Origin of the sequence: Dyadobacter sp. 32, assembly GCF_902506755.1 — a bacterium.
In the GTDB taxonomy this organism is placed as follows: Bacteria; Bacteroidota; Bacteroidia; order Cytophagales; family Spirosomataceae; genus Dyadobacter.
The window spans coordinates 6,087,335-6,108,280 of the sequence record NZ_LR735258.1 but is presented as its reverse complement, the minus strand read 5'-3'; the positions used below and the strand labels follow the sequence as shown (position 1 = coordinate 6,108,280).

At 44.9% G+C, this 20,946-nt stretch carries 17 protein-coding genes; 6 read left to right on the top strand and 11 right to left on the bottom strand.

Annotated features, from left to right (window positions below):
• Nucleotides 1-5: 5 nt before the first annotated feature.
• The 3 genes from xylA (at nt 6) to DYADSP32_RS25010 (ending at nt 7,602) form a co-directional block, all read left to right on the top strand.
• Nucleotides 6-1,334, top strand: coding sequence for a xylose isomerase (gene xylA, locus DYADSP32_RS25020; RefSeq protein WP_149240206.1), 1,329 nt, complete (start codon nt 6-8; stop codon nt 1,332-1,334).
• Between the two features lie 340 nt (nt 1,335-1,674).
• Nucleotides 1,675-6,006 (top strand): Ig-like domain repeat protein, encoded by a 4,332-nt coding sequence (locus DYADSP32_RS25015; RefSeq protein WP_149240207.1) that lies wholly within the window; start codon nt 1,675-1,677, stop codon nt 6,004-6,006.
• Nucleotides 6,007-7,152: 1,146 nt separating this feature from the next.
• Nucleotides 7,153-7,602: a T9SS type A sorting domain-containing protein gene (locus DYADSP32_RS25010; RefSeq protein ID WP_149240208.1), complete on the top strand. Its 450-nt coding sequence runs from the start codon at nt 7,153-7,155 to the stop codon at nt 7,600-7,602.
• A 255-nt stretch (nt 7,603-7,857) separates the two neighbouring features.
• On the opposite strand, the gene DYADSP32_RS25005 is transcribed toward DYADSP32_RS25010, so the two are convergent.
• From DYADSP32_RS25005 to DYADSP32_RS24960, 10 genes are all read right to left on the bottom strand, one after another.
• The gene (locus DYADSP32_RS25005) at nt 7,858-8,328 is read right to left on the bottom strand and encodes a hypothetical protein (protein ID WP_149240209.1); all 471 of its coding nucleotides are present in this window, start codon (nt 8,326-8,328) and stop codon (nt 7,858-7,860) included.
• A 19-nt stretch (nt 8,329-8,347) separates the two neighbouring features.
• A complete protein-coding gene (locus tag DYADSP32_RS25000) occupies nt 8,348-8,791 on the bottom strand; it encodes a hypothetical protein (protein WP_149240210.1) in 444 nt (147 codons plus the stop codon).
• A gap of 54 nt (nt 8,792-8,845) precedes the next feature.
• Complete coding sequence (locus DYADSP32_RS24995; RefSeq protein ID WP_149240211.1) at nt 8,846-9,388, bottom strand: sigma-70 family RNA polymerase sigma factor; 543 nt, start codon at nt 9,386-9,388, stop codon at nt 8,846-8,848.
• A 223-nt stretch (nt 9,389-9,611) separates the two neighbouring features.
• Entirely contained in the window at nt 9,612-10,565 is a 954-nt protein-coding gene (locus DYADSP32_RS24990) for a transketolase C-terminal domain-containing protein (RefSeq protein ID WP_149240212.1), read from the bottom strand.
• A gap of 20 nt (nt 10,566-10,585) precedes the next feature.
• A complete protein-coding gene (locus tag DYADSP32_RS24985; protein ID WP_414618043.1) occupies nt 10,586-11,050 on the bottom strand; it encodes a hypothetical protein in 465 nt (154 codons plus the stop codon).
• Nucleotides 11,051-11,139: 89 nt separating this feature from the next.
• Nucleotides 11,140-12,144 (bottom strand): AAA family ATPase, encoded by a 1,005-nt coding sequence (locus DYADSP32_RS24980; RefSeq protein ID WP_149240213.1) that lies wholly within the window; start codon nt 12,142-12,144, stop codon nt 11,140-11,142.
• 46 nt (nt 12,145-12,190) lie between these two features.
• Nucleotides 12,191-13,075: a transketolase gene (locus DYADSP32_RS24975; RefSeq protein ID WP_414618184.1), complete on the bottom strand. Its 885-nt coding sequence runs from the start codon at nt 13,073-13,075 to the stop codon at nt 12,191-12,193.
• 65 nt (nt 13,076-13,140) lie between these two features.
• Complete coding sequence (gene bcp, locus DYADSP32_RS24970; RefSeq protein ID WP_149240215.1) at nt 13,141-13,599, bottom strand: thioredoxin-dependent thiol peroxidase; 459 nt, start codon at nt 13,597-13,599, stop codon at nt 13,141-13,143.
• Between the two features lie 2 nt (nt 13,600-13,601).
• On the bottom strand, nt 13,602-15,554 hold the full coding sequence (locus tag DYADSP32_RS24965; RefSeq protein ID WP_149240216.1) for a M23 family metallopeptidase: 1,953 nt from the start codon (nt 15,552-15,554) through the stop codon (nt 13,602-13,604).
• A gap of 51 nt (nt 15,555-15,605) precedes the next feature.
• Nucleotides 15,606-16,235 (bottom strand): fumarylacetoacetate hydrolase family protein, encoded by a 630-nt coding sequence (locus DYADSP32_RS24960; protein ID WP_414618042.1) that lies wholly within the window; start codon nt 16,233-16,235, stop codon nt 15,606-15,608.
• Nucleotides 16,236-16,442: 207 nt separating this feature from the next.
• Here DYADSP32_RS24960 and DYADSP32_RS24955 point away from each other — a divergent pair, with 207 nt between their 5' ends.
• The 3 genes from DYADSP32_RS24955 to DYADSP32_RS24945 all read left to right on the top strand — a co-directional run bounded on the left by DYADSP32_RS24955 (nt 16,443) and on the right by DYADSP32_RS24945 (nt 20,067).
• Nucleotides 16,443-17,090: a C40 family peptidase gene (locus DYADSP32_RS24955; protein WP_149240218.1), complete on the top strand. Its 648-nt coding sequence runs from the start codon at nt 16,443-16,445 to the stop codon at nt 17,088-17,090.
• Between the two features lie 107 nt (nt 17,091-17,197).
• Nucleotides 17,198-18,418 (top strand): hypothetical protein, encoded by a 1,221-nt coding sequence (locus DYADSP32_RS24950; protein ID WP_414618041.1) that lies wholly within the window; start codon nt 17,198-17,200, stop codon nt 18,416-18,418.
• The gene (locus tag DYADSP32_RS24945; protein ID WP_149240219.1) at nt 18,415-20,067 is read left to right on the top strand and encodes a hypothetical protein; all 1,653 of its coding nucleotides are present in this window, start codon (nt 18,415-18,417) and stop codon (nt 20,065-20,067) included. The genes DYADSP32_RS24950 and DYADSP32_RS24945 overlap by 4 nt, the downstream gene beginning before the upstream one ends.
• A gap of 49 nt (nt 20,068-20,116) precedes the next feature.
• Here the strand turns inward: DYADSP32_RS24945 and DYADSP32_RS24940 are convergent, their stop codons facing one another.
• Nucleotides 20,117-20,776: an HAD family hydrolase gene (locus tag DYADSP32_RS24940; protein ID WP_149240220.1), complete on the bottom strand. Its 660-nt coding sequence runs from the start codon at nt 20,774-20,776 to the stop codon at nt 20,117-20,119.
• Between the last annotated feature and the right edge of the window lie 170 nt (nt 20,777-20,946).

The following is a 20,946-nucleotide window of genomic DNA, read 5'->3' as shown; positions in this document are numbered from 1 at the left end:
CAACCATGAGCATAGTACTAGGAGATCAGGAATATTTTAAAGGAATTGGAAAAATCGCATATGAAGGTCCGGATTCGGACAACCCGCTAGCATACCGCTGGTATGATGAAAACCGTGTGGTTGGCGGTAAAACCATGAAAGAACATCTTCGTTTTGCGATTGCTTACTGGCACACTTTCTGTGGAAACGGAGGGGATCCATTCGGTGGACAGACCTTATTTTATCCTTGGGACAAAAAAGCGGACGCGGTAGACAGGGCAAAAGATAAAGCGGATGCTGCTTTCGAATTGATTACCAAACTGGGGGTACCTTACTACTGCTTCCATGATGTAGATGTTGTGGATTACGCCGATGATGTTCGTACCAACGAAAAGCGCTTGGTAACAATGACTGAATACCTTGCACAAAAGCAAAAAGATTCAGGTATTAAATTGCTTTGGGGAACTGCGAATTTGTTTAGTCATCACCGGTACATGAATGGCGCTGCCACCAACCCGGATTTCGACGTGGTGTCTCATGCTGGTGCCCAGATCAAAATGGCTCTGGATGCTACCATCGCATTGGGCGGGGAAAACTATGTATTCTGGGGTGGCCGTGAAGGTTACATGACTTTGCTCAATACAGACATGAAACGCGAGCAGGAACATTTTGCTCAGATGCTGAAAATGTCCGTTGCTTATGCACGTGCCAATGGTTTCAAAGGTAAATTCTTTATCGAGCCAAAACCTTGTGAACCAACCAAACATCAGTACGACTATGATGCTGCTACTGTAATTGGCTTCCTTCGTCAGCACGACTTACTTGGAGACTTTGCCTTGAACCTGGAAGTGAACCACGCTACGCTGGCTGGTCACACTTTTGAGCACGAATTGCAGGTTGCAGCAGATGCTGGTATACTAGGCTCTATTGATGCCAACCGGGGGGATTATCAAAACGGATGGGATACCGATCAGTTCCCGAACGACATTGCCGAATGGACAAAAGCCCTGTTGGTTATTCTGAAAGCCGATGGCCTGAAAGGTGGTGGAATTAACTTTGACGCAAAACGTCGTCGTAACTCAACGGACGCTGCTGACGTTTTCCACGCACACATTGGTGGAATGGATGTGGTAGCCCGTGCCCTTGTAGTAGCGGATAAAATCATCCAGAACGGTGAGTATGACAAAATACGTACGGATCGTTACTCAAGCTTCGATGGAGGAAAAGGTGCAGATTTTGAAAACGGCGCCTTGAAACTTGAAGACCTGTTCAACCTGGCGGCTACAAACGGCGAGCCGGCAACGATTTCCGGAAAACAGGAATATCTTGAAAATCTGATCAACAGATTTATCTGATCTGAAATCAATGATATATTTTAGCAAAGGAGATTTCGGAGCAATCTGAAATCTCCTTTGCTTTTCCTCAGTGCCCGGATTTATAAAAAATACCTTTGCAGTTTTTTTAAGGTAAATTTCTTCTCCGTATATTCGAAGCGTTTTGAAGTTCATTGATAAAAGAACCTCACTTCTCTCCAACGTTATGAGCCTTTACTTCTTCCCTGCGAAGGCTTGTGTGTTATTTAAAATGGTTGATTGATTCAGGACCAGATTTCTCTGGTGTTCTGAATTGTGATCGTTTTTCTGCCAAGCCATCTGGAAGGCGAAAATCACGAATCATAACGATCAACAAACCTATATGAATTTCTTACAAACCGTTTTTGACGATAGCAAATCGTTAAAAAATCGAAATTGCTCACCGCTGGCAGTTTATCGAATCCTTGCATTTTCTTTTTCCTTATTTGTTCTAAGCTCCCTCCTACCCGCTTATTCCGTTACCAAAACCTGGATTGGGGCGGGAACCGGCGGTGGCTCCGGAACAAATTTCAACGACCCCGCTGTATGGTCCCCTGCCGGTGTGCCAGGCCCTGCCGACGATGTAATGATGGAATTAGGCTCAGGCGCTACCATTCAGCTATCGGGCACAGTAGCCATAAATAGTTTGCAGTTTAAATCCACATCCGGTACAGGCATTTTGGATGTAAATGGCCATGCTTTGTCGGTGAGCACGTCCACGCTGGTTGAAGGCAACCAGGGTATTGTCAAAATCGGCGACAATGGGGCGGCGGCTGGCATGATGACTTTTGCTGGCGACTTTACAATCAGCAGTAGCAACAATGGCAACGCTGCCCTCATTGGGAATACCGTCTCCAAGGCCATTTTCAAGTCCAATGTTAATATCAATATAAATGCCAACAGTGTGTTTTCAGGTCAAAACAGCAATGTAGAGTTTGATGGCACTGGTACGCAAACCATTACATGGAACGCTAATCAGAATATTGGCTTCAGAAATGTAACGATTGGTAACACCAATAACCCAACGGTTAACCTGGCCGGGAATGTATATGGTACAATCAATGACATTTCTGGGAATTTCACCGTTAATGGCTCATCTGTGGTGGATTTTAAAGATAAATTCTGGAACAGCAAAAATGCGTCTTCTAGTTTCATACTCAATGAGGGAACTACCTTAAAGCTGGGCGGTGGCTATGGAGGAATGGGGAGCAGCAATTTTCCGAAAAATTACGGCACCTATTCCTTGGCTGCTACCAGTACGGTACAATACGACAACGGCCAGGTTCAGAGCGTCCCCTCTCCTGGTTACGGGAATCTTATTGTGAATACATCCACGCAGCCAGATGGCTCGAGTGCGAATATTCTTGTTCAAAATCATTTCACAATAAATTCCGGGAAAACCTTTGACCTACAGGGGAAAACCATTTACCTGAAAGGAGACTGGATCAATAATGGAATACTTACTCCGAATGGAGGTACCGTTGTGTTGAATGGCACATCGGAACAAACTATAGGTGGAGCCTCAACAACCACTTTTCGGCATCTGACATTCGATAAACCGTCGGGAGGTATTACACTGGCTACGAATACAAATGTTGATGACAAATTAAACTTGCTTGGCGGTATCCTTACAACTGGATCAAACAGGATTCTGGTGGGCAACAGCAATGATCTTGGCACAATTACCGGCGGCAGTCCATCCAGTTACATCAACGGGCGGATCGAACGCGGAGTTGTAAACTATAACAATGCCCATGGAACCAATAGTGAGCTGTTTTTTCCGGTGGGAAAGGGAGGAAATTACTTACCCGTATATCTCAACTTTGCCTCACTCAACAGTTCCAGTATCGTTTCTGTGGAACAGTTCGAGAGCGGATTTCATGGAACTGCACCAACCGGATTTTCAACTCCCAGCCGCTATTGGCAAATCTCACTTTCAGGAGGCAGCAGCTATTCCGCCAAGGTCACACTCAATGGTACAGGAACTTCCCTGCAGTCCACCAATCAGATACTCCGATACAGTCCCAGCACAACCACCACACTTACAACATCATTTACATCTCCCGAATATTCATCAAACGGACTGACATCCATGGGTGAATTTGCTCTATCAGAAATTACGACCTCGACCACTACTACCGTCAGCCCTCTGACAACCATTTGTGCGAATGCCACATCCGGAACCTTAACAGCTACGGTTTCGCCGGATCCAGGAGGAGGATCGGTGCAGTTTAAAATTGACGGAACCAATGTGGGTTCGCCTGTGGCGGTATCCGGTGGTGGCGCCTCATTGACTTTCAATCCGTCTGCATACACCGCCGGTAATCACAACGTTACTGCAGAGTTTAACGGAGCGGGCTTATTTAGTGCAAGTACAAGCCCTGCAGTTGTGCTGACATTAAATGGCATCACCCCAGGAACCATTGCTAAAAATGCTGTGAACCCGGGACCTGCCTGCGCCCCGTTGAATCCGGACGCAACAAACCTATCTTCAGGTACACTAGCAACTGGAAGCGGTACCATCGCCTATTTGTGGCAGGAAAGTACAGACAACGGAGTCACCTGGAACACCGCACCCGTTACCAGCCCGGAAGTTTCGAATACCAATTCAAATTTCAATCCGGGGCCCATGAGCGTTACGACGCGCCTGCGTAGAAGGGCTACTTCTACGTTAAGCGGTGTGGAATGTATCGCCTATTCCAATGAACTGGAATATGTAGTCTATCCCCTTCCTGTGGTTCCTTCGATCACACCCAGCGGCACACTCAACGTGTGTGAAGGCTCCACAATTCAACTTGCAAATGCAACAAGCGGTGGTGTTTGGAGCGTTAACAACAGTTCAAATGTATCGGTTAATTCCACAGGATTGGTTACTGGTATTTCTCCAACTCCAACACCTCCACCAGCAATCTCACCTAACATTAGTTACACTGTTACCAGTATCAATGGATGCGTAAGAACTGTAAACCGAGCGGTTAATGTAATCGCCCTTCCCGCAATCACCTCTGCTACTTCTGTTTGCGTTGGCAACACATTCAATTTAACTCCCAATACAGGAGGCACTTGGGTCAGTAACAATCCTGCCATTGCGAGCGTAACTGCTACAGGCCTGGTGACCGGCATTGCACAGGGATCGGCTACATTTACATTTACAAACAGTGCAGCGCCGGGCTGCTCCCAAACCACGCCATCAGTCGCCGTTTCAGCTAAGCCCGCTGCGAGCATTAGCTCAGCCAATACATCAGTTTGTGCTGGTGCATCTACCGATATAATTGGAACAGTTACTGCATCCGGAGCCTGGACGCTAACGCTTAGCAACGGCGCGACAGCTACCGGGACAGGCAACGCCTCCTTTACGATCCCTGTAACACCGGTATCAAATACGATATACTCGCTGGTTGCTCTCAGCGATGCCGTTTGTGATGCTGTGACCGCTGACTTGACAGGATCAACCGAAGTCAATGTCAAACCCGTTCCAGGAGCGCCATCGGTTACCGTCGTCAACAACTGCGACGGCACTTCCACGTTGACCGCCTCGGATTACACTGGCACATTAATGTGGTCAACCACGGAAACAACGCCGGGAATCACCGTTTCCGCAGCAGGAAGTTATTCCGTTACACAAACGATTGACGATTGTGTGAGTCCGCAGGCAAATGTTACAGCAGCGCCCAAAACCGCACCGGCACCGCCGACCATTTCAGTCGTAGATAACTGCAACGGAACTTCCACGTTGACCGCCTCGGATTACACTGGCACATTAATGTGGTCAACCACGGAAACAACGCCGGGAATCACCGTTTCCGCAGCAGGAAGTTATTCCGTTACACAAACGATTGACGATTGTGTGAGTCCACAGGCAAATGTTACAGCAGCGCCCAAAACCGCACCGGCACCCCCGACTGCGACTTCTCCAAGAGAATATTGTAAAGATGAAATTGCCCCGGCTTTAACGGCCACCGGAACCAGTTTACTCTGGTATGAGAATGCAATGGGCGGCACCGGGAACAGTACAGCCATTGTTCCGCAAACGGCAACGGCAGGATCGACAACCTTTTATGTAACCCAAACGATTGACGGGTGTGAGAGCGAGCGGACTGAAATTGAAGTAATCGTGAAAGATGACTGCCCCCCAATGCCGGTGACACTTTCGGAATTTAGGGCTCAGAAGCAAGAACAATCCATACTGCTATCCTGGAAAACAACCAGTGAAACCAACTCTGATCGTTTCGAAATTGAGCGAAGCGAAGATCCGAAGAATGGTTTTACTCGCATTGCGACCGTATCGTCAGCTGACGCTGAATCAGGTGCAGATTATCATTTTCTGGACGGTAACATTCCCCCTGCAGAAACCATCTATTATCGTTTGAAAATGGTGGATCGGGATGAAACTTTTGCTTACAGTAAAATCCAGAGTATAAAATCTAACCTCGCTCAATTAACGGAAATTTATCCGAATCCCACCAGCGATTTCATCAATATCAGGACATACAACTGGCAACATGTACAAAGTGTGAAAATTCTTGACATGCAGGGGAATCCTGTTTTGCTTTTTAAAGAAAGTCATGTTTTGTCTAAAATGGACTTATCTAAACTACATCCTGCAACGTATCTGATGGAGATTAATAGAAAAAATAACAAAACGGAGTACAGGCGGATTATTGTTGTACGCTAAACGCAGGACGAGCTTTTTGTCTGAGATCAAAGTTTGGCAAACAGCTCCGAGAGAAAGCCGCACCTTCTTGCTGCCGCGTGGGTCAACATACGGTTAAAACCCGAGAAAAAAATAGTTTGGAGCATTTATAACCCATAAAAAAACTTCAGGGTGGATGGGGTTGCGCACCTTCCACCCTGACAACAACCATCCTCTGGCGCCTCCATTCCTGCTCACTATCACCCGCCAACAAAATGGAGATGAATGCTTCTAAGAAGCTACAAGCATCATGGTCCGTAGAGGCCTAACTTTCCAACAATACAGTTAATTCTACTTATCCCCTACCTCCTCGTGCCATTATTAACATCTATACAAAATTATTTCGAATCATCTTTAATAGTTCAACTACAATTCGAATTTTATTGGCAATTTTTTAATTTTTTTTTAATCTCGCAGCTGATTTAAATGTTTCTTTGGTTACTTTTACAAAAAGGAGTGACATAAAAATTGACCAAAGTCATTTTTTATCAAAACAATAGGCAAGTCGACACGGTCTACAACCTGCTCAACGATCTTCGATATTCAATAACCGAAACGCCTGCAAACATTGCAGCGCACTCATCGCTCAACGTTGCTTTCCGCCACTCAACGTATTCCTTCTTAAACTACTCACGCCGTTAGGGTAATTCATCTGCCGGCATCATTCTTCATCATCCATTCTGGATCATTTCCTGTTTACAGGAGCATTATCTACTGCCCAATCGGTCAGGAAATTAACAAGTATTTCCTAAGCACACATCCATTTCAATCTTCCTCTTATGACGCACATTTCTTATTTCAACCGATCTTGTATGGATTCATTGACTAACCCGGTGCATGAATCCGTCGATTTTCATCTAAATAGCGCGGTATCTAACCGCGAACATCAGCGATATTCCGACTGAGCCTTTCCAAAATTTTCTAACGTCTTTGCTATCCTGCGAATGAAATTTGATTCAGTCGACAGCTGGCGACTAAATCATCGCACTAAACTTTACATTCTCCTCAATCTTATTTATCCATCTTGTTCTATGGAAAAACTATGCTATTTTGATGATGCTTCGCATAATCATGAAACATCACACTCCTTCCGGTCAAATTCTCAGAAAAAAAAATATCTATCTCTGAGTGGACTCATCTTCGTTATTAGCCTTCTTATTCCCGGGTTTCAGGCAGCTTACAACCCTCAAAGGAAACGGGAGCAACAAAGGATCAGACTACAGCTATCTGGACAAAGATGCGCAGCCAGGCATTGCACTGTATTACCGCCTCAAAATGGTTGATAAAGACGGCACTTTTGCTTACAGCCGAATCGTAACCGCACAACTCGCCGGTGAAGCCATGGCAAACATCTACCCCAACCCGGCCAGGACATTCGTCAATGTTACAGCTTCACAGCCAATATCCGAAGTCCAGCTTATTAACCTGTCGGGTGTAACCATGATGTCCAAAAACTTTAACGGAACCAATAAAAAAGAACCATGGACATTCGGGGCCATCATACCGGGCGCGTACCAGGTCAAAATAATTACTACAAACGGATCCGTTCAATACAAAAAAGTGATCGTTACCGAGTAAAAAGAATGCTTTGGTTGCCAAAGTTTGATTTGGCAATGTGGCTGCCTCACCAGATCATCGCAAACCGTTAGCCACGCCATTTGGACGTATCTAGCGGTTTGTTTGATTTAGTACATGCACCAACAGACATAATAAGATCCTTCGCTGTCATATGCTTGAGACAAAAAAGGCCCTGTCAGGGTTTGCCATCCTGCCAAAACCACAAAAGGCTCCGGGATATCCCAGAGCCTCCATATTTATTATCATGAATTTTTATCAATTTCTTCTTTCAGGCCTTTGCTTCAAACGCTGAATAAGCATCTCATTAAAAGTTCGCTCGGCCTTATAAAGCTCCACCACCTGATTGGCGGTAATTACTTTGAGAAAACGATTCTGATATTCCTTTTCCAGATCCAGCTCTTTCTGCTTGATCTCCTGCACTTCTTTGAGATTTTCCAGTACCTGCTCATCCGTTTTCCCTTCGGCTCGCTTGTCATTGATTATCTTTCTCTGAGCGCGGTGAAGATCTCTCCTTTTCTGAGCGTACTCGTTATAAATCGGCCAGAAACCCGCCGACTGTTCCGACGTTAAATTCAGCCGGTTGGTTATAATCGCCATTTTAGCATCCTGTATTTTCTGACGTTCTTCATCCGAAGGACGCTGAGCCACGGCCGCCGTAATTGAAAGCAGCGCTAAAAGCGTGATGACAATAATTCGGCTTCGAGTGATTGATTTAAGTATATTCATCTCTTTATGATTGATAGGGTCAAATTGTGCCGGTTCCGGAAACGTTATTTTCCTGAATCTGCTGGCGAAGAAACTCCTCGTCCAAATTATCCAGATAATTCAAAACAGTCGAGTCGGTTTCAAAAGCTTTTTGAATCACCTTATGTTCACTCAGGTCGTAATAGCTGATATTTTCATCTTCCAGATAATCCACGATGGATGCATCACTGATATCGCTGAGCGGACCTTGCCCCAGTGATCCCTGGCGTTCAGGTACCGTCACCCACACCAGAACGAAGATAAGCGCTGCGGCAGAAATCAAGGCCAGCGATCTTTGCCAGGCCCATCCCACTACTGGCTTCCGAGCTGGCTCAGAAACGATTCTGGACTGGATCATTTGAGGTAATTTTTCAAAATATCCCTCCGGCACAGAGAAAGGTGGTGCTTTTTTCAGATCATCCAGACGTATGCGGTTATTGTCCATTACTTTTTAAATTTCTTTATTAATGAGTGTTTGACTGACAGAACTGGAAATGGTTTAATCCGTGCCATTCAAAAAATCTTCAATTTTTTTTGTAGCCCAGTGATACGATGCTTTGAGGGCGCCGACGGAAGTTCCTGTAATCTCAGAAATCTCTTCATAGGGCAATTCTTCGTAGTATTTCAAATTGAAGACCAGCCTTTGCTTTTCGGGCAATTTCAGTAATGCCTTTTGCAATTTTAGCTGAATTACATCCCCACTAAGTTCCGGATCCGCCTCCAATTTCTCATTCAGTTCATTTTCAACATCATAAATGGGAACAAAAAATCTTTTACGCTTTTTGTTCAAAAAATTGATTGACTCGTTGCTCGCTATCCTATATAGCCAGGTGTAAAGTTTGGCATCCCCGCGAAAGTTTTCAAGAGCGGTCCAGGCCTTGACAAAAACGTCCTGGGTAATGTCGTTCGCATCATCGTGATCCACCACCATTTTACGCACAAGCCAGTAGACCTTCTGCTGGTACTTACGCACAATCTGGTTGAAGCCGTTTCTCGACGTTTCGGGATTTTGAAAAAGAGCTAATAATTCTTCGTCAGACATTTAGTTGGTGCTCACCTATTGGTTGGATCCTGGATTTTCCCTTTTAACAGAACGTTTCCTTTGAAAGCGCAGGTAGATACAGAATTTCTCAACGCATATCAATAATAGTTTATTTTTCCATTCAGGCCAAATAAAACTAAGTCTTGCGAAGGCAAAAACATGTTTCACCATTCGCAAGACTCTCATTTTATAGTACTAGTTCATGTGCCTTCCAGAGCACAATTTACTTTCTTCCAATTGCGCGTTTAGCAGCAGCTACGATGTCCTTGGCAGTGAGGCCATATTTTTCCATCAACTGTGCAGGTGTTCCGCTTTCTCCAAAACTGTCGTCCACAGCAACGTATTCCTGAGGCACCAGCTTATTCTTGATCAAAACCTGCGCAACACTATCGCCCAAACCTCCAATACGGTTATGCTCTTCGGCAGTGACTGCACAACCCGTTTTCTCTACGGATTTCAGAATTGCTTCTTCATCCAGCGGTTTGATGGTGTGAATGTTGATGATTTCCGCATTGATGCCTTCTGCTTCCAGCTGCTCGCCGGCCTGAATAGCTTCCCAAACCATGTGGCCGGTAGCAAAAATACTGACGTCTGTTCCTTCGTTCACCATCCATGCTTTGCCAATCTCAAACTTCTGGTCAGCATCCGTAAATACCGGAATAACAGGACGGCCAAAACGAAGATAAACCGGACCTTCGTAATCAGCAATCGCAATGGTGGCGGCTTTTGTCTGATTGTAATCACAAGGATTGATTACAGTCATTCCGGGAAGCATTTTCATCATGCCCAAGTCCTCAAGAATCTGGTGCGTTGCACCGTCTTCTCCCAAAGTAAGACCAGCGTGAGAAGCACAGATCTTTACGTTTTTATTGGAATAAGCAACGCTCTGACGGATCTGATCATAAACACGACCCGTTGCAAAGTTGGCGAATGTCGTGGCAAAAGGAATTTTCCCTCCGATCGTCAAGCCGGCAGAAACACCAATCATATTGGCCTCTGAAATCCCGCACTGAACAAAACGATCCGGATTTTCTTTAATGAATGGTTCAAGTTTCAGCGAACCCACCAGGTCAGCACAAAGGGCCACCACATTGGGGTTCTGCTGTCCGAGCACATGCATCCCGGCTCCAAACCCCGAGCGGGTGTCTTTCTTTTCCGTGAAAGTGTATTTTTTCATTATTAATGTATTTTCTAATCTTAATTTTGAACTGCTATTTCTTTCAATTTATTTAAAAAGTATTTGGCACTAGGGCAATTTGGATGTTCAGCTGCATTTTGTATTGAGAAACCATTGTTTCTCATTTTCACAGCAAGCCTGGGTTTGCTGCCTCCAAATCCTTTTCCATTGTTGAGCTCGATGATTTTTCGTACCGGTTCGTCCTCCATTTCAGGAAATTCAACATAAACTTCTTTCGAGACAAGCTTGCCCAATGCTTGGAAATCTGCCAAAAACCAATTTTCAAATTCTTTTACAGAAACGATTACATGCTGATTAATACCAGTTTTTATTAATCTTTTGGTTTCAGTAATACAACTATCATTATCTAAGTCTACCAGAATAATTATCTGATCACAATTCAAATCATTTAAAATTGATAGATGAGATTCTAACCTATCTTCCCAATATTGATTTTTGCTACCAACTGGTCTAATACCAACCAATTCGAGCCCAGCATTTAATATCCAGTTTTGAAACTGCTCAGATTTAACGATGTAAGTTTCACTTTCTCCCTCACATAATATCCCAAGCCTCACCATGGCACTCCCCCCCCCAACGCTCCGGAAACCCAGGCCTCATCCGTTGGTAAGCCATGAAAATTTAACCCTTTAATTTGCTTCACTTTAGTTTCTCCGTTGACTTTATCCACCAGAACAATTTCCTCGGGTGTTAGCTCTCCAACCAAGGATTGGGAATGTGTATTAAGCCAAATGTAGTGCCCCTTTTCTTCGCAAACGTTTCTAAACAAATTGACAAACTCCTTAATTACGAAAGGATTTAATCCATTTTCAGGTTCTTCAATACAAAGAAATTGAGGTTCATCAGACTGAAAAACAGCGGTAATCAAACAGAGAATGTTGTAAGTGCCGTCCGAGATTAATTCTTTGGTGAACGGTTTTTTAAAATCCTTCTCAAAGATCAGCAAAGTTTCTGTTCCACTCAGTTCACTTGACAAAACTTGAACTCTTTCCAGACTTGGAACAAATAATTGCAAATATTCTGTTATTTCCTCGCGTTTGAGCTCATCATCAAGCAAGCGTTTTAACACCTTTTCGAGATTCGAACAATCAATACTGAGTCTTTCACTTGATATTTCACGAACTCTGAGTAACTCTTGATTCTTAACAAAAATTCGACCAAATGAAAATAGAAATTGAGCAAGGAATTCGTTGTGAAAAGGCAAATTATACTCTTGTTGCGCATCAGTTATGCCGTCATCCGTAAAAGAGCTAAAACCACTCCCAGAAGTAAAAAAATAGCCTGTCTCTTTAGATTCAAATTTGATTTCAACCTCTTTCTCTTCCGATGAAAACGTCTTCAACAAATTCCGGCTCAATATTGAATCCTTTCCACCAAATAGCCTTACTGCACTATTTTTATTCCAGTCATACAAAAAACTCGCCAACTCCAGCGCCTCAAAAATATTCGACTTCCCCACCCCATTTGCCCCAACAAAAACCGTAAAGGGATTCGGCTCGACGATTTCGAGATCGACGAGGGATTTGAAATTCTTGATATGGAGTTTTTTTATCTTCATAAACTGGTTCGCACCATGTAGCTAACGGCTAAAAGCCAACAGCTGGTTAATAGTCTCCCAATGTCTCTTCCAGCTGAGCCAATGCCACTGCCAATTGATCGTCATTTGGCGCAGTTCCGTGCCACTTGTGCGTTCCCATCATGTAGTCCACACCAAAGCCCATGCCTGTATGCAGAAGAATCAAAATCGGGCGAGCGTGTCCCAGTCTGCTTTTGGCTTCGTAAAGACCTTTTACCACAGCAGCCATATCGTTGCCTTCTTCGATAGAAATTACTTCCCATCCAAAAGCTTCGTATTTTTTTCCCAGATCCCGGTTGTTCATGACCTTCAATGTAGGACCGTCTATCTGCTGTCCGTTCAGGTCGATGATAGCGATCAGGTTGTCCACCTCGTGGTGGGGTGCAAACATGGCTGCTTCCCAAACCTGGCCTTCCTGCTGCTCGCCGTCACCCATCAGAACAAAAACAGTACGGTCATCCTTATTCAATTTCTTGGCCAGTGCTGATCCAATGGCGGCAGACATTCCCTGTCCAAGAGAACCGGAAGCGATTCTGATGCCTTCCAGATGCTCGTGTGTGGTAGGGTGCCCCTGCAAACGCGAATTCAGTTTCCTGAACGTTGCCAGTTCACTTTTCTCAAAATATCCTCTGTGTGCCAGCACGCTATACCATACCGGAGAAATGTGGCCATTGGATAAAAAGAACAAATCCTCTCCTTCTCCGTTCATATCGAAGACAGGTTTTCCGTTTTCTTCATTGAGCTTCATCTGCTCAAAATACAAAGCCACCAAAATCTCCGTACATCCCAAAGATCCTCCCGGATGGCCCGACTGACATGAATGTACCATGCGAACGATGTCTCTGCGAACCTGAGACGCAACTTTTTCTAACTTTTCAATTTCCATTATATTATGATCTGTTGGACTTTCAATTTAACAACCCCCTTTTCATTTTTTTACAAATTTCGTACAATTCAAGCTTCAATTATAACTATTTCTTATGCAGTTGTGCCCAAAATTTGATCGGTATGATTGGCACTATCTACTTTGGAGATAACCTCCTGAATTAAACCATCCTCGGAAATAACAAAAGTAGTGCGTAAAATACCCATATAGGTTTTGCCAAAAGTAGTTTTTTCACCCCAAACACCATAGGAATCAACGATTTGACGCTCCGTATCGGCAAGTAGTGGAAATGGCAGATTGTGCTTGCTGATAAATTTCTGATGTGACTTCTCTGAATCGGGGCTTACGCCAAGCACCACGTAACCTTTTGCCAGCAACGTATCGTAGTTGTCACGCAGATTGCACGCTTCCTTGGTGCAGGTGGGCGTATTGTCCTGTGGATAAAAATACAAAATGACCTTTTTCCCTTTAAAATCAGAAAGCCTTACTTCTGTACCATTCTGATCCTTTGATAAGAAATCAGGTGCAATATCTCCTGCTTTTAGTCCCATAATTATCTTTTTCTTGTTTTTTTTGCTTTTACTACCGGTTCAGCAATTTCGACCTGCAAGATAGTATTATTTCCTGCCCTATCCGTTACTTCCAGAGCCAGTTCACCTTCGAAAATTTGCGTTTCATCAAGCTTTTCCGACCAGATGTAACCTTTTTTGGCATCAAAATTCAACAACACCCACTGACCATTCACCCGGGCACTAAAACTTTTAATTCCTGAGGAAGCGTCCCAGATATATCCACGGATACGGCTCTTGCTATTTTCCAACAGCCTGATCTTGGGCGGTACAGTGTCACTTCGCACCACGAAAGTACCAAGTTCACGTGTCTGGAAACTGATCTCATTCCCAGCCCACACACCACCTACAAACCGGTAATCACCAGCCACATAGCGATACACATTACTCCTCTCCTTGATGAACGAAGTATCCTCCGGAGTAAATGAAATTTTGGCGTAGTTATTGAGTGCCACCCCCGCGTTACTTACCGTGAGTGCATTGTAATTTCTCTGGCCTGTTAAAAATAGTGTATCAAACAGGCTTGTATCACCTAATTCAACTGACCATTTTTCAGACTGGTATGCTGAAACTATGCCGGGCAGCAGTTGTTTCCGTATGTACGTCTTTGCCACTGCATTGCCGATCCGAACAGAGTCTGGAACAAATTCTCGTAAATCTGTAAGAAATACTGCCGTTTCACCCGAATAGAAATCGGGTTCTTTCCTTACTTCCCCCCCCGACCCATAATAGATTGCAATCGGCGTGGCACTTCGGTAGAACTTGGCCTTGACCTTTAATGTATTTTCATCTATATCAGTCTGCACCCATTCAGGGTTTATTTCGGAGTCAAACACCGGTAAAACAGGGTTGGTTGCTTCGCCTTTGATGGTAAAGATTAGCTCCGAGAAATTTTCAAATGAATCTGAAATTCTGATTTTCACCTGGTGCTCCAGCGTATCACTGATAAACAGTTTACCCTTATAAAGTCCGGTTTTATAAAGATCAAAGGTATTTCCATCAGGCACATAACATTTCAAATACCGTTGCCCGGTAAGCTGCTCGGTTTCGTAATCAATCAGATTGTTGTAATCACGGGTGGCTTTATTGGGGAAATTTTCCATGTTATAGGAAAACACCTCCGTGCTGTCCATCTTAATCTCAATGCATTGCAGTCCATACCTGAATCCCGTGCCTGTCATCAGGTCATGCGCCATCAAGTCAAGGCCGATTATCCCTGTTGCTGTTATCGGAGTTTTGATCCGATATGTGCCATCCTTCAGTTTCTCGGGATAGAAAACCTTGCGATCAAACTGGCCTGCAACCCTTCCGTTAATATCCAGCGGGCGCACGGCAAAACTTACAAACTTGGGTGGTGTTACATCCTTGATTTCCTTAAATCCAAAATAAAGCGGATTCAGATAGTTGTCTTTCGAATCTCTTATTTCAAAATGTAAATGTGGGCCTGCCGAGCCCCCCGTGTTCCCCGAAAGCCCAATGACCTCACCCTTACGGAATGTGTACTTGCCGGGTTCCGGAAAAAGATCTATTTCGAAAGTCTGTGCTTTGTATTGCTCCCCACGAACGTACTCTGCCAGGGCACTGCTAAATTTCAACAAATGCCCATACACTGTGGTTTGTCCATTGGGATGACGAAGAAAAATAACATTCCCGTAACCGCTTCGCTGTACAGCCACTTTGTACACATAACCTTCTGCAGCCGCATACACCTGCAGCCCCTCACGCTGCTCGGTGCGGATATCCAGCCCGGCATGAAAGTGGTTGGTACGCAGGTCACCAAGCCCTCCCGCCAAAGAATTTGGCAATCCCGGACGGATTGGAAATTGATAATAGTCTTTGGGGTAAGATTGCTTCTGCGCTTCCGCTTGCGGAACATAACAAAAGAAAGCAAGAACAAAAAAAAGCGTGCGAACAAAAGTTCGATAATTATTGCGCATGAAAAGGAAGTGTATGAATACCTGAAAGCGATGAAATGATGGCACCGGTAGTTACCTAACGTTCAGTTCCAGCATCTTCTTGCCTTCGATAAAGGCCGTAAGCTTATCTCCAATATGAACAGGTGAAACACCTTTGGGTGTGCCCGTGAAGATCAGGTCCCCTTTTTTTAACATAAAATATTTTGAAACGAAAGAAATCAGGTAATTGATCCGGTACAGCATCATGGAAGAATTGCCGGACTGACGGGTCTCTCCGTTAATATCAAGGCTAAAACTTATATTTTGAATATCCTCAAAATCAGAAACCGGTACAAAATCAGAGACTGGGGCCGACCCATTAAACGCCTTCGCAAGCTCCCAGGGCAACCCTTTGCTTTTTAATTCCGATTGCAGATCACGGGCTGTAAAATCGATACCAATACCGATCTCATCGTAATATTTATGGGCAAATCGCTCTTCGATATTTTTACCAACACGGTTGATTTTGATAACCAGTTCCACTTCGTGGTGAACGTCTTTTGAGAAGTCCGGATAAAAAAACGGCTCTCCGATACGTATCTGCGCAGTTTCAGGTTTTAAAAATATTACAGGCGCATCCGGGCGCTCGTTATTCAACTCCGCAATATGATCCGCATAGTTACGGCCAACACAAATAATTTTCATTGATAGATATTCAGGCAATTGTAAAACAAAGATTTAAATCACCCGACCAGCAATCCAAACCAACAACAAAACTAATTACAAAGCGGCCAGTCACATAATATTTGACATACTTTTTCATCCATGCCATTTCAGGACGACAATTCTTTTCAGCTTATTCGTTCACTATTTTTAGTGGAAGTATCGTTATTTGTATAACCAAAGTTATCGTCCGCAAACTGGTGATTCATGAATAAGCATATTTCCACTTACCTGATTTTTATTTTCATTTTCTCAGTTTCGTTTTTTTCATGCCACACTTTACGTAAAGAGTCTTCCAAAACATCCGCAAAAAATAACAGGTCCCGGAGCTCCAACACTGCGCGACCAGGTGTAGCTTCCAGGACACCTGTACGAAAGCCGGCAAATAAACCGGCACCAACAAAAAAACCTGCTACCGTTAACAATAGGCCTACTTATTCCAGATCGCCCGCGTCTGCTGAGATACCGAAGGTAGTGGAAGTGGCCCGGACGTATTCCGGTACACCCTATCGCTCGGGCGGGAATGACAAAAGCGGCATTGACTGTTCAGGATTGATATGTTCGGTTTACTCGGAGATTGGTGTCAAGGTACCCAGAATATCCTGGCAACAATCAGAGTTTGGGTCGGAGGTGGGTAGCCTCAAAGACATTAAACCCGGCGACTGGGTATTTTTTGTTCCCGAAGCCGGAAGAGAGGGCTATGTGTCACATGCGGGAATAGTGACCGATGTGCGGAATCAGGATGAGATCATTTTCATCCATGCGTCCACCTCCCGTGGCGTAAGGGAGGATAATCTTTTTTCAAACTACTTTAAAGGTCGCTTTGTAAAGGCCATGCGACCTTTTCAGCTTTAATTGCCAGGGTATGGTCCATAGCACTAGTACGTTCCTGCCAGATCGTGGTATTGCCTTATGTTATTGACCCATAATAAAATACTAAGCCTAAACAATAACCCATTCCCATGGAAACAATCATTGGCCAGCCACCCGCAAAAACGGGAAGACCAGTCCCGGTTCAGTTCGCTCCGGGCATTCCGGCTTACATATACGCAACGGTGTTCTCCTCCTTCTGCGTGATTACCGGGTTGATCTGGGATATTTGCTGGCACCTCAGTATCGGGCGGGATGGCCTTTTGTCCCCTCCTCACCTGGTGATTTATCTAGGAGCGATTGTCGCCGGGATATTTTCAGGATATGAGATTTTACGCAAATCATTCTGGGGTAGTACTTCCGAGAAAGCACAAAGTGTAAAAATCTGGGGATTTTTTTACAGCTCCCTGGGATCGCTTTTCTGTGTATGGGGAGCACTTGCCATGCTTACATCAGCCCCATTTGACGACTGGTGGCACAATGCCTACGGTCTGGATGTTACAATTCTTTCGCCACCACATACGGTTCTTATTCTCGGGATCATAGGCATTCAGTTTGGCGCAATGATCAGTGTAATCGCTGTGAAGAATCAGTCGAAGCAATGGGTGAATATTTCTGATGCGCGCCGAAAAGTACTCAACAAGGTCCTGTTTTGGTTATTCACCCTTTCCGCAGGATTTTTACTGACCATCTGGTATACGCTGCTTTCGGAAGAGCTCGGACGAATGAAAACCCACCGTTCCGACTATTATATTTATGCGGCCTCAGCATTTCCTATCCTGCTGGTGTCTGTGGCCAGGGCTTTCAAACATAAATGGACCATTACAGCTGTAACCGCCGTTTACACGCTATTAATGCTCGGCACCCTCTGGATTATTCCACTTTTTCCGGCAGAGCCGAAACTAGGCCCCATCCTTACCCATATCGACCATTATCAGGGCTTTCATTTTCCGCTACTCCTGATCATCCCGGGTATTGTGCTGGACATACTAAGAAACCGTTATGCGCACCTGAATGACTGGAAACTCACGATCATTCTTGGAGTTGCGTTCCTGCTCGTATTTTTCATAGTACAGTGGTTCTTTGGTGCCTTTCTGATGGAGTCGCCTTACGCGCGAAACTGGTTTTTTGGCAGTCATTACTGGTACTTTGGGAACCCGCCTCAATGGGAATACCGCTATAAGTATGCGTCATGGATGGAAGAATCTTCGGCTGAACTCGTCAGAGGATTGGGAATCGCCTTGATTTCAGGTCTTATATCAACCCGCGTAGGACTTTTGTGGGGTAACTGGATGCGTAAAATTCAAAGATGAAAAAACTAATATATTTCGCCCTGTTCCTGATAAGTCTGGCCGGCTATGGTCACGTTGGAAGCCCTGGAGTCCAAATGCAGGGTATGGCCGGGCCATACAGAATACTCGTTAATGTTCAACCCCCGGAGGTGATTCCTGGTACGGCAAAAGTCACTGTTTTTGTACAGGATGAAAATGCATCAAAAGTGCTGGGCCGCCCCATCTATTTCAGGTCGGGAAGCCAGGGTGCCCCCTCAGGTGATGAATTACTACGTGTAAAAGGTCAGAACAACCAATTCCAGGGTGACGTCTGGTTTATGGAAGGTGGATCCGCAAGCGTGCAGCTGGAAATTACAGGTGATAAGGGTCAGGGAGAATTCGTTGTACCCGTGCTGGCTATCTCCACAGCTCAGGAAAAAATGCCAAAAGGTCTGGGTTTTGGTTTAAGTATACTGGGCGTAATCCTCTTTTTATTGATGATTACCACAATCGGCGCCAGCGTGAGTGACGCTACACTCTTGCCTGGTGAGGCGCTTACATCCGCACAAAAAACGAAAAGATGGCGACAGATGGGTCTTGCCTCACTTGTGTGTGCGCTCGTATTATATGCAGGAGGCAGCTGGTGGAACGCGTGGGCAGCAGATTACACCAAACACCTGTACAAACCCACGACGGGTAATGCAGTTACCCAAATAATTGATTACCAGCGCATTTTCCAGTTGAAAATCGATACCGCCGACTGGATTGGAAGTAAAAAGGGGAGCATGTTAAGTACCTTAATTCCGGATCATGGCAAACTGATGCATGTGTTTCTGGTCAGGACACCAGGCCTGGATGCCTTTGCGCACATCCACCCTGAAAGACAGGACAGTATCACTTTTGAAGGATATCTGCCAAAATTGCCCGGAGGTAAATACCTGATGTATGCCGACATCGTGAATTACTCAGGCTTTACAGAAACCATAGTGGATACCATGGATATTCCGGAAATCAGTCCGGCTCTGAAGGAGCTGAAAGTTACTGCCGAAGAAGATACCTACGTGGTAACCGACCCCTTGAATGCTCCAGGAAGAATGCCGATTGACGAGAATGTTGTTATTTGTGGAAAACCAGGAACGAAAACGATTTTCAAAGATGGTTCTTATGCGGTTTGGGAAGGAAAGCCCGATAAATCACTGGACGCCGGAAAACCTTATCAATTGAATTTTGAAATATTCAATCCGGATGGTACGCCCTGTACGCCAGAGCCCTACCTTGGAATGATGGGGCATGTGGCCGTGGTCCGGTCGGACGGCTCCGTGTACATTCATTTACACCCTACGGGTACTTTCGCCATGGCCACGGAACAAATTTTTAAAAACCGGCTTTCAGACACTACTAAAATCGCCAAACGACCAACATCGGCTGCTTTCAGAGACAGTATTGATCGTCACATGGCACAGTTGAGATCCATGTCCACCGCAGAAAGGGAACAGTTTTTAATGACAGAAATGGGTATGTACGAAACCAATTCCACGGGTGCCATGGGTATGGAACATGGCAACAGCATCTCGTTTCCCTACTCTTTTCCCAAAGAAGGCCGTTACCGGATATTTCTCCAGATCAAACGAAACAACAAGGTGCTGACCGGCGTATTTGACGCAAAAGTGAAAGACACCACAACGCTCTGAAGCGATCCAGACAGGGGGCGAAGTTCAAAAGCGCCCCCCGCCCTTCCCCTCACCCCACCAGCCCTCGAATTACTTCAACCGTCATTTCATTATAGTTTTCAACGTACAAATCACATGGCGGGAGTTCGTTTCTGGTATGAGAAGAGAGCACACCCACGACCTTCATGCCCGCATTGATCGCTGCCGAAACGCCTGAAAATGAATCTTCAAAAACGACACATTGGTCAGGAGAAACGCCCAGGTTCCGGACCGAAGTCAGGTATACCTCAGGGTCGGGCTTATGCATTTTTACATTTTCACTTGCCAGCAGAGAGCTCAATTTTTCACGAATCGGAACTTTCCCAAGTATCATATTCAGATTGGCACCTGGTGCAGAAGTCGCAACGCCCAGCTTTACCCCATGGTCATGCAGCTCATTGATGAATCCAACAATCCCGGCAATTGGATCCACATGCGGCTCGTACAGCTCACGAAACAGACTTTCCTTCTCCTCTTCCAGTTCCAACAGCTCGGCTCCGGAAATGTTCCGTCTCAGGAAGTGGCTTAAAATGTAACTATTACTTTTTCCAAACATGTGTTCGGCAAACTCTTCATCCGTAGGACTGAGATTCCGGCTCGAAAAGAATACACGAAAGGCTTTGGAATGAAACGGATTGGTGTGGCAAATCACACCATCCATGTCGAAAATGACTGCTATACTTTTGTTCATAGCGCAAAGTTACTATAATTTAGTAGGGTATTAATCGCTGTTCAGGTGGAGTCCATCGCAGGCACTGGGCCTTTCCCGGTACATACCCACAACAAAACTATCGAATTGGGTTGCTCTGAAAAGATCTGCTCATCGCTAAATTCTCATGAGGACAACTTGCTAATTTGCCT

Coding starts and splice junctions, on each gene's coding strand:
- bcp (WP_149240215.1), bottom strand. CDS start 13,599: ATGGGACTAAAAGCAGGAGATATTGCACCTGATTTCTTATCAAAGGAT.
- DYADSP32_RS24990 (WP_149240212.1), bottom strand. CDS start 10,565: ATGAAAAAATACACTTTCACGGAAAAGAAAGACACCCGCTCGGGGTTT.
- DYADSP32_RS25000 (WP_149240210.1), bottom strand. CDS start 8,791: ATGGACAATAACCGCATACGTCTGGATGATCTGAAAAAAGCACCACCT.
- DYADSP32_RS24945 (WP_149240219.1), top strand. CDS start 18,415: ATGAAAAAACTAATATATTTCGCCCTGTTCCTGATAAGTCTGGCCGGC.
- DYADSP32_RS24965 (WP_149240216.1), bottom strand. CDS start 15,554: ATGCGCAATAATTATCGAACTTTTGTTCGCACGCTTTTTTTTGTTCTT.
- DYADSP32_RS25005 (WP_149240209.1), bottom strand. CDS start 8,328: ATGAATATACTTAAATCAATCACTCGAAGCCGAATTATTGTCATCACG.
- DYADSP32_RS24995 (WP_149240211.1), bottom strand. CDS start 9,388: ATGTCTGACGAAGAATTATTAGCTCTTTTTCAAAATCCCGAAACGTCG.
- xylA (WP_149240206.1), top strand. CDS start 6: ATGAGCATAGTACTAGGAGATCAGGAATATTTTAAAGGAATTGGAAAA.
- DYADSP32_RS24980 (WP_149240213.1), bottom strand. CDS start 12,144: ATGAAGATAAAAAAACTCCATATCAAGAATTTCAAATCCCTCGTCGAT.
- DYADSP32_RS25015 (WP_149240207.1), top strand. CDS start 1,675: ATGAATTTCTTACAAACCGTTTTTGACGATAGCAAATCGTTAAAAAAT.
- DYADSP32_RS24955 (WP_149240218.1), top strand. CDS start 16,443: ATGAATAAGCATATTTCCACTTACCTGATTTTTATTTTCATTTTCTCA.
- DYADSP32_RS24950 (WP_414618041.1), top strand. CDS start 17,198: ATGGAAACAATCATTGGCCAGCCACCCGCAAAAACGGGAAGACCAGTC.
- DYADSP32_RS24940 (WP_149240220.1), bottom strand. CDS start 20,776: ATGAACAAAAGTATAGCAGTCATTTTCGACATGGATGGTGTGATTTGC.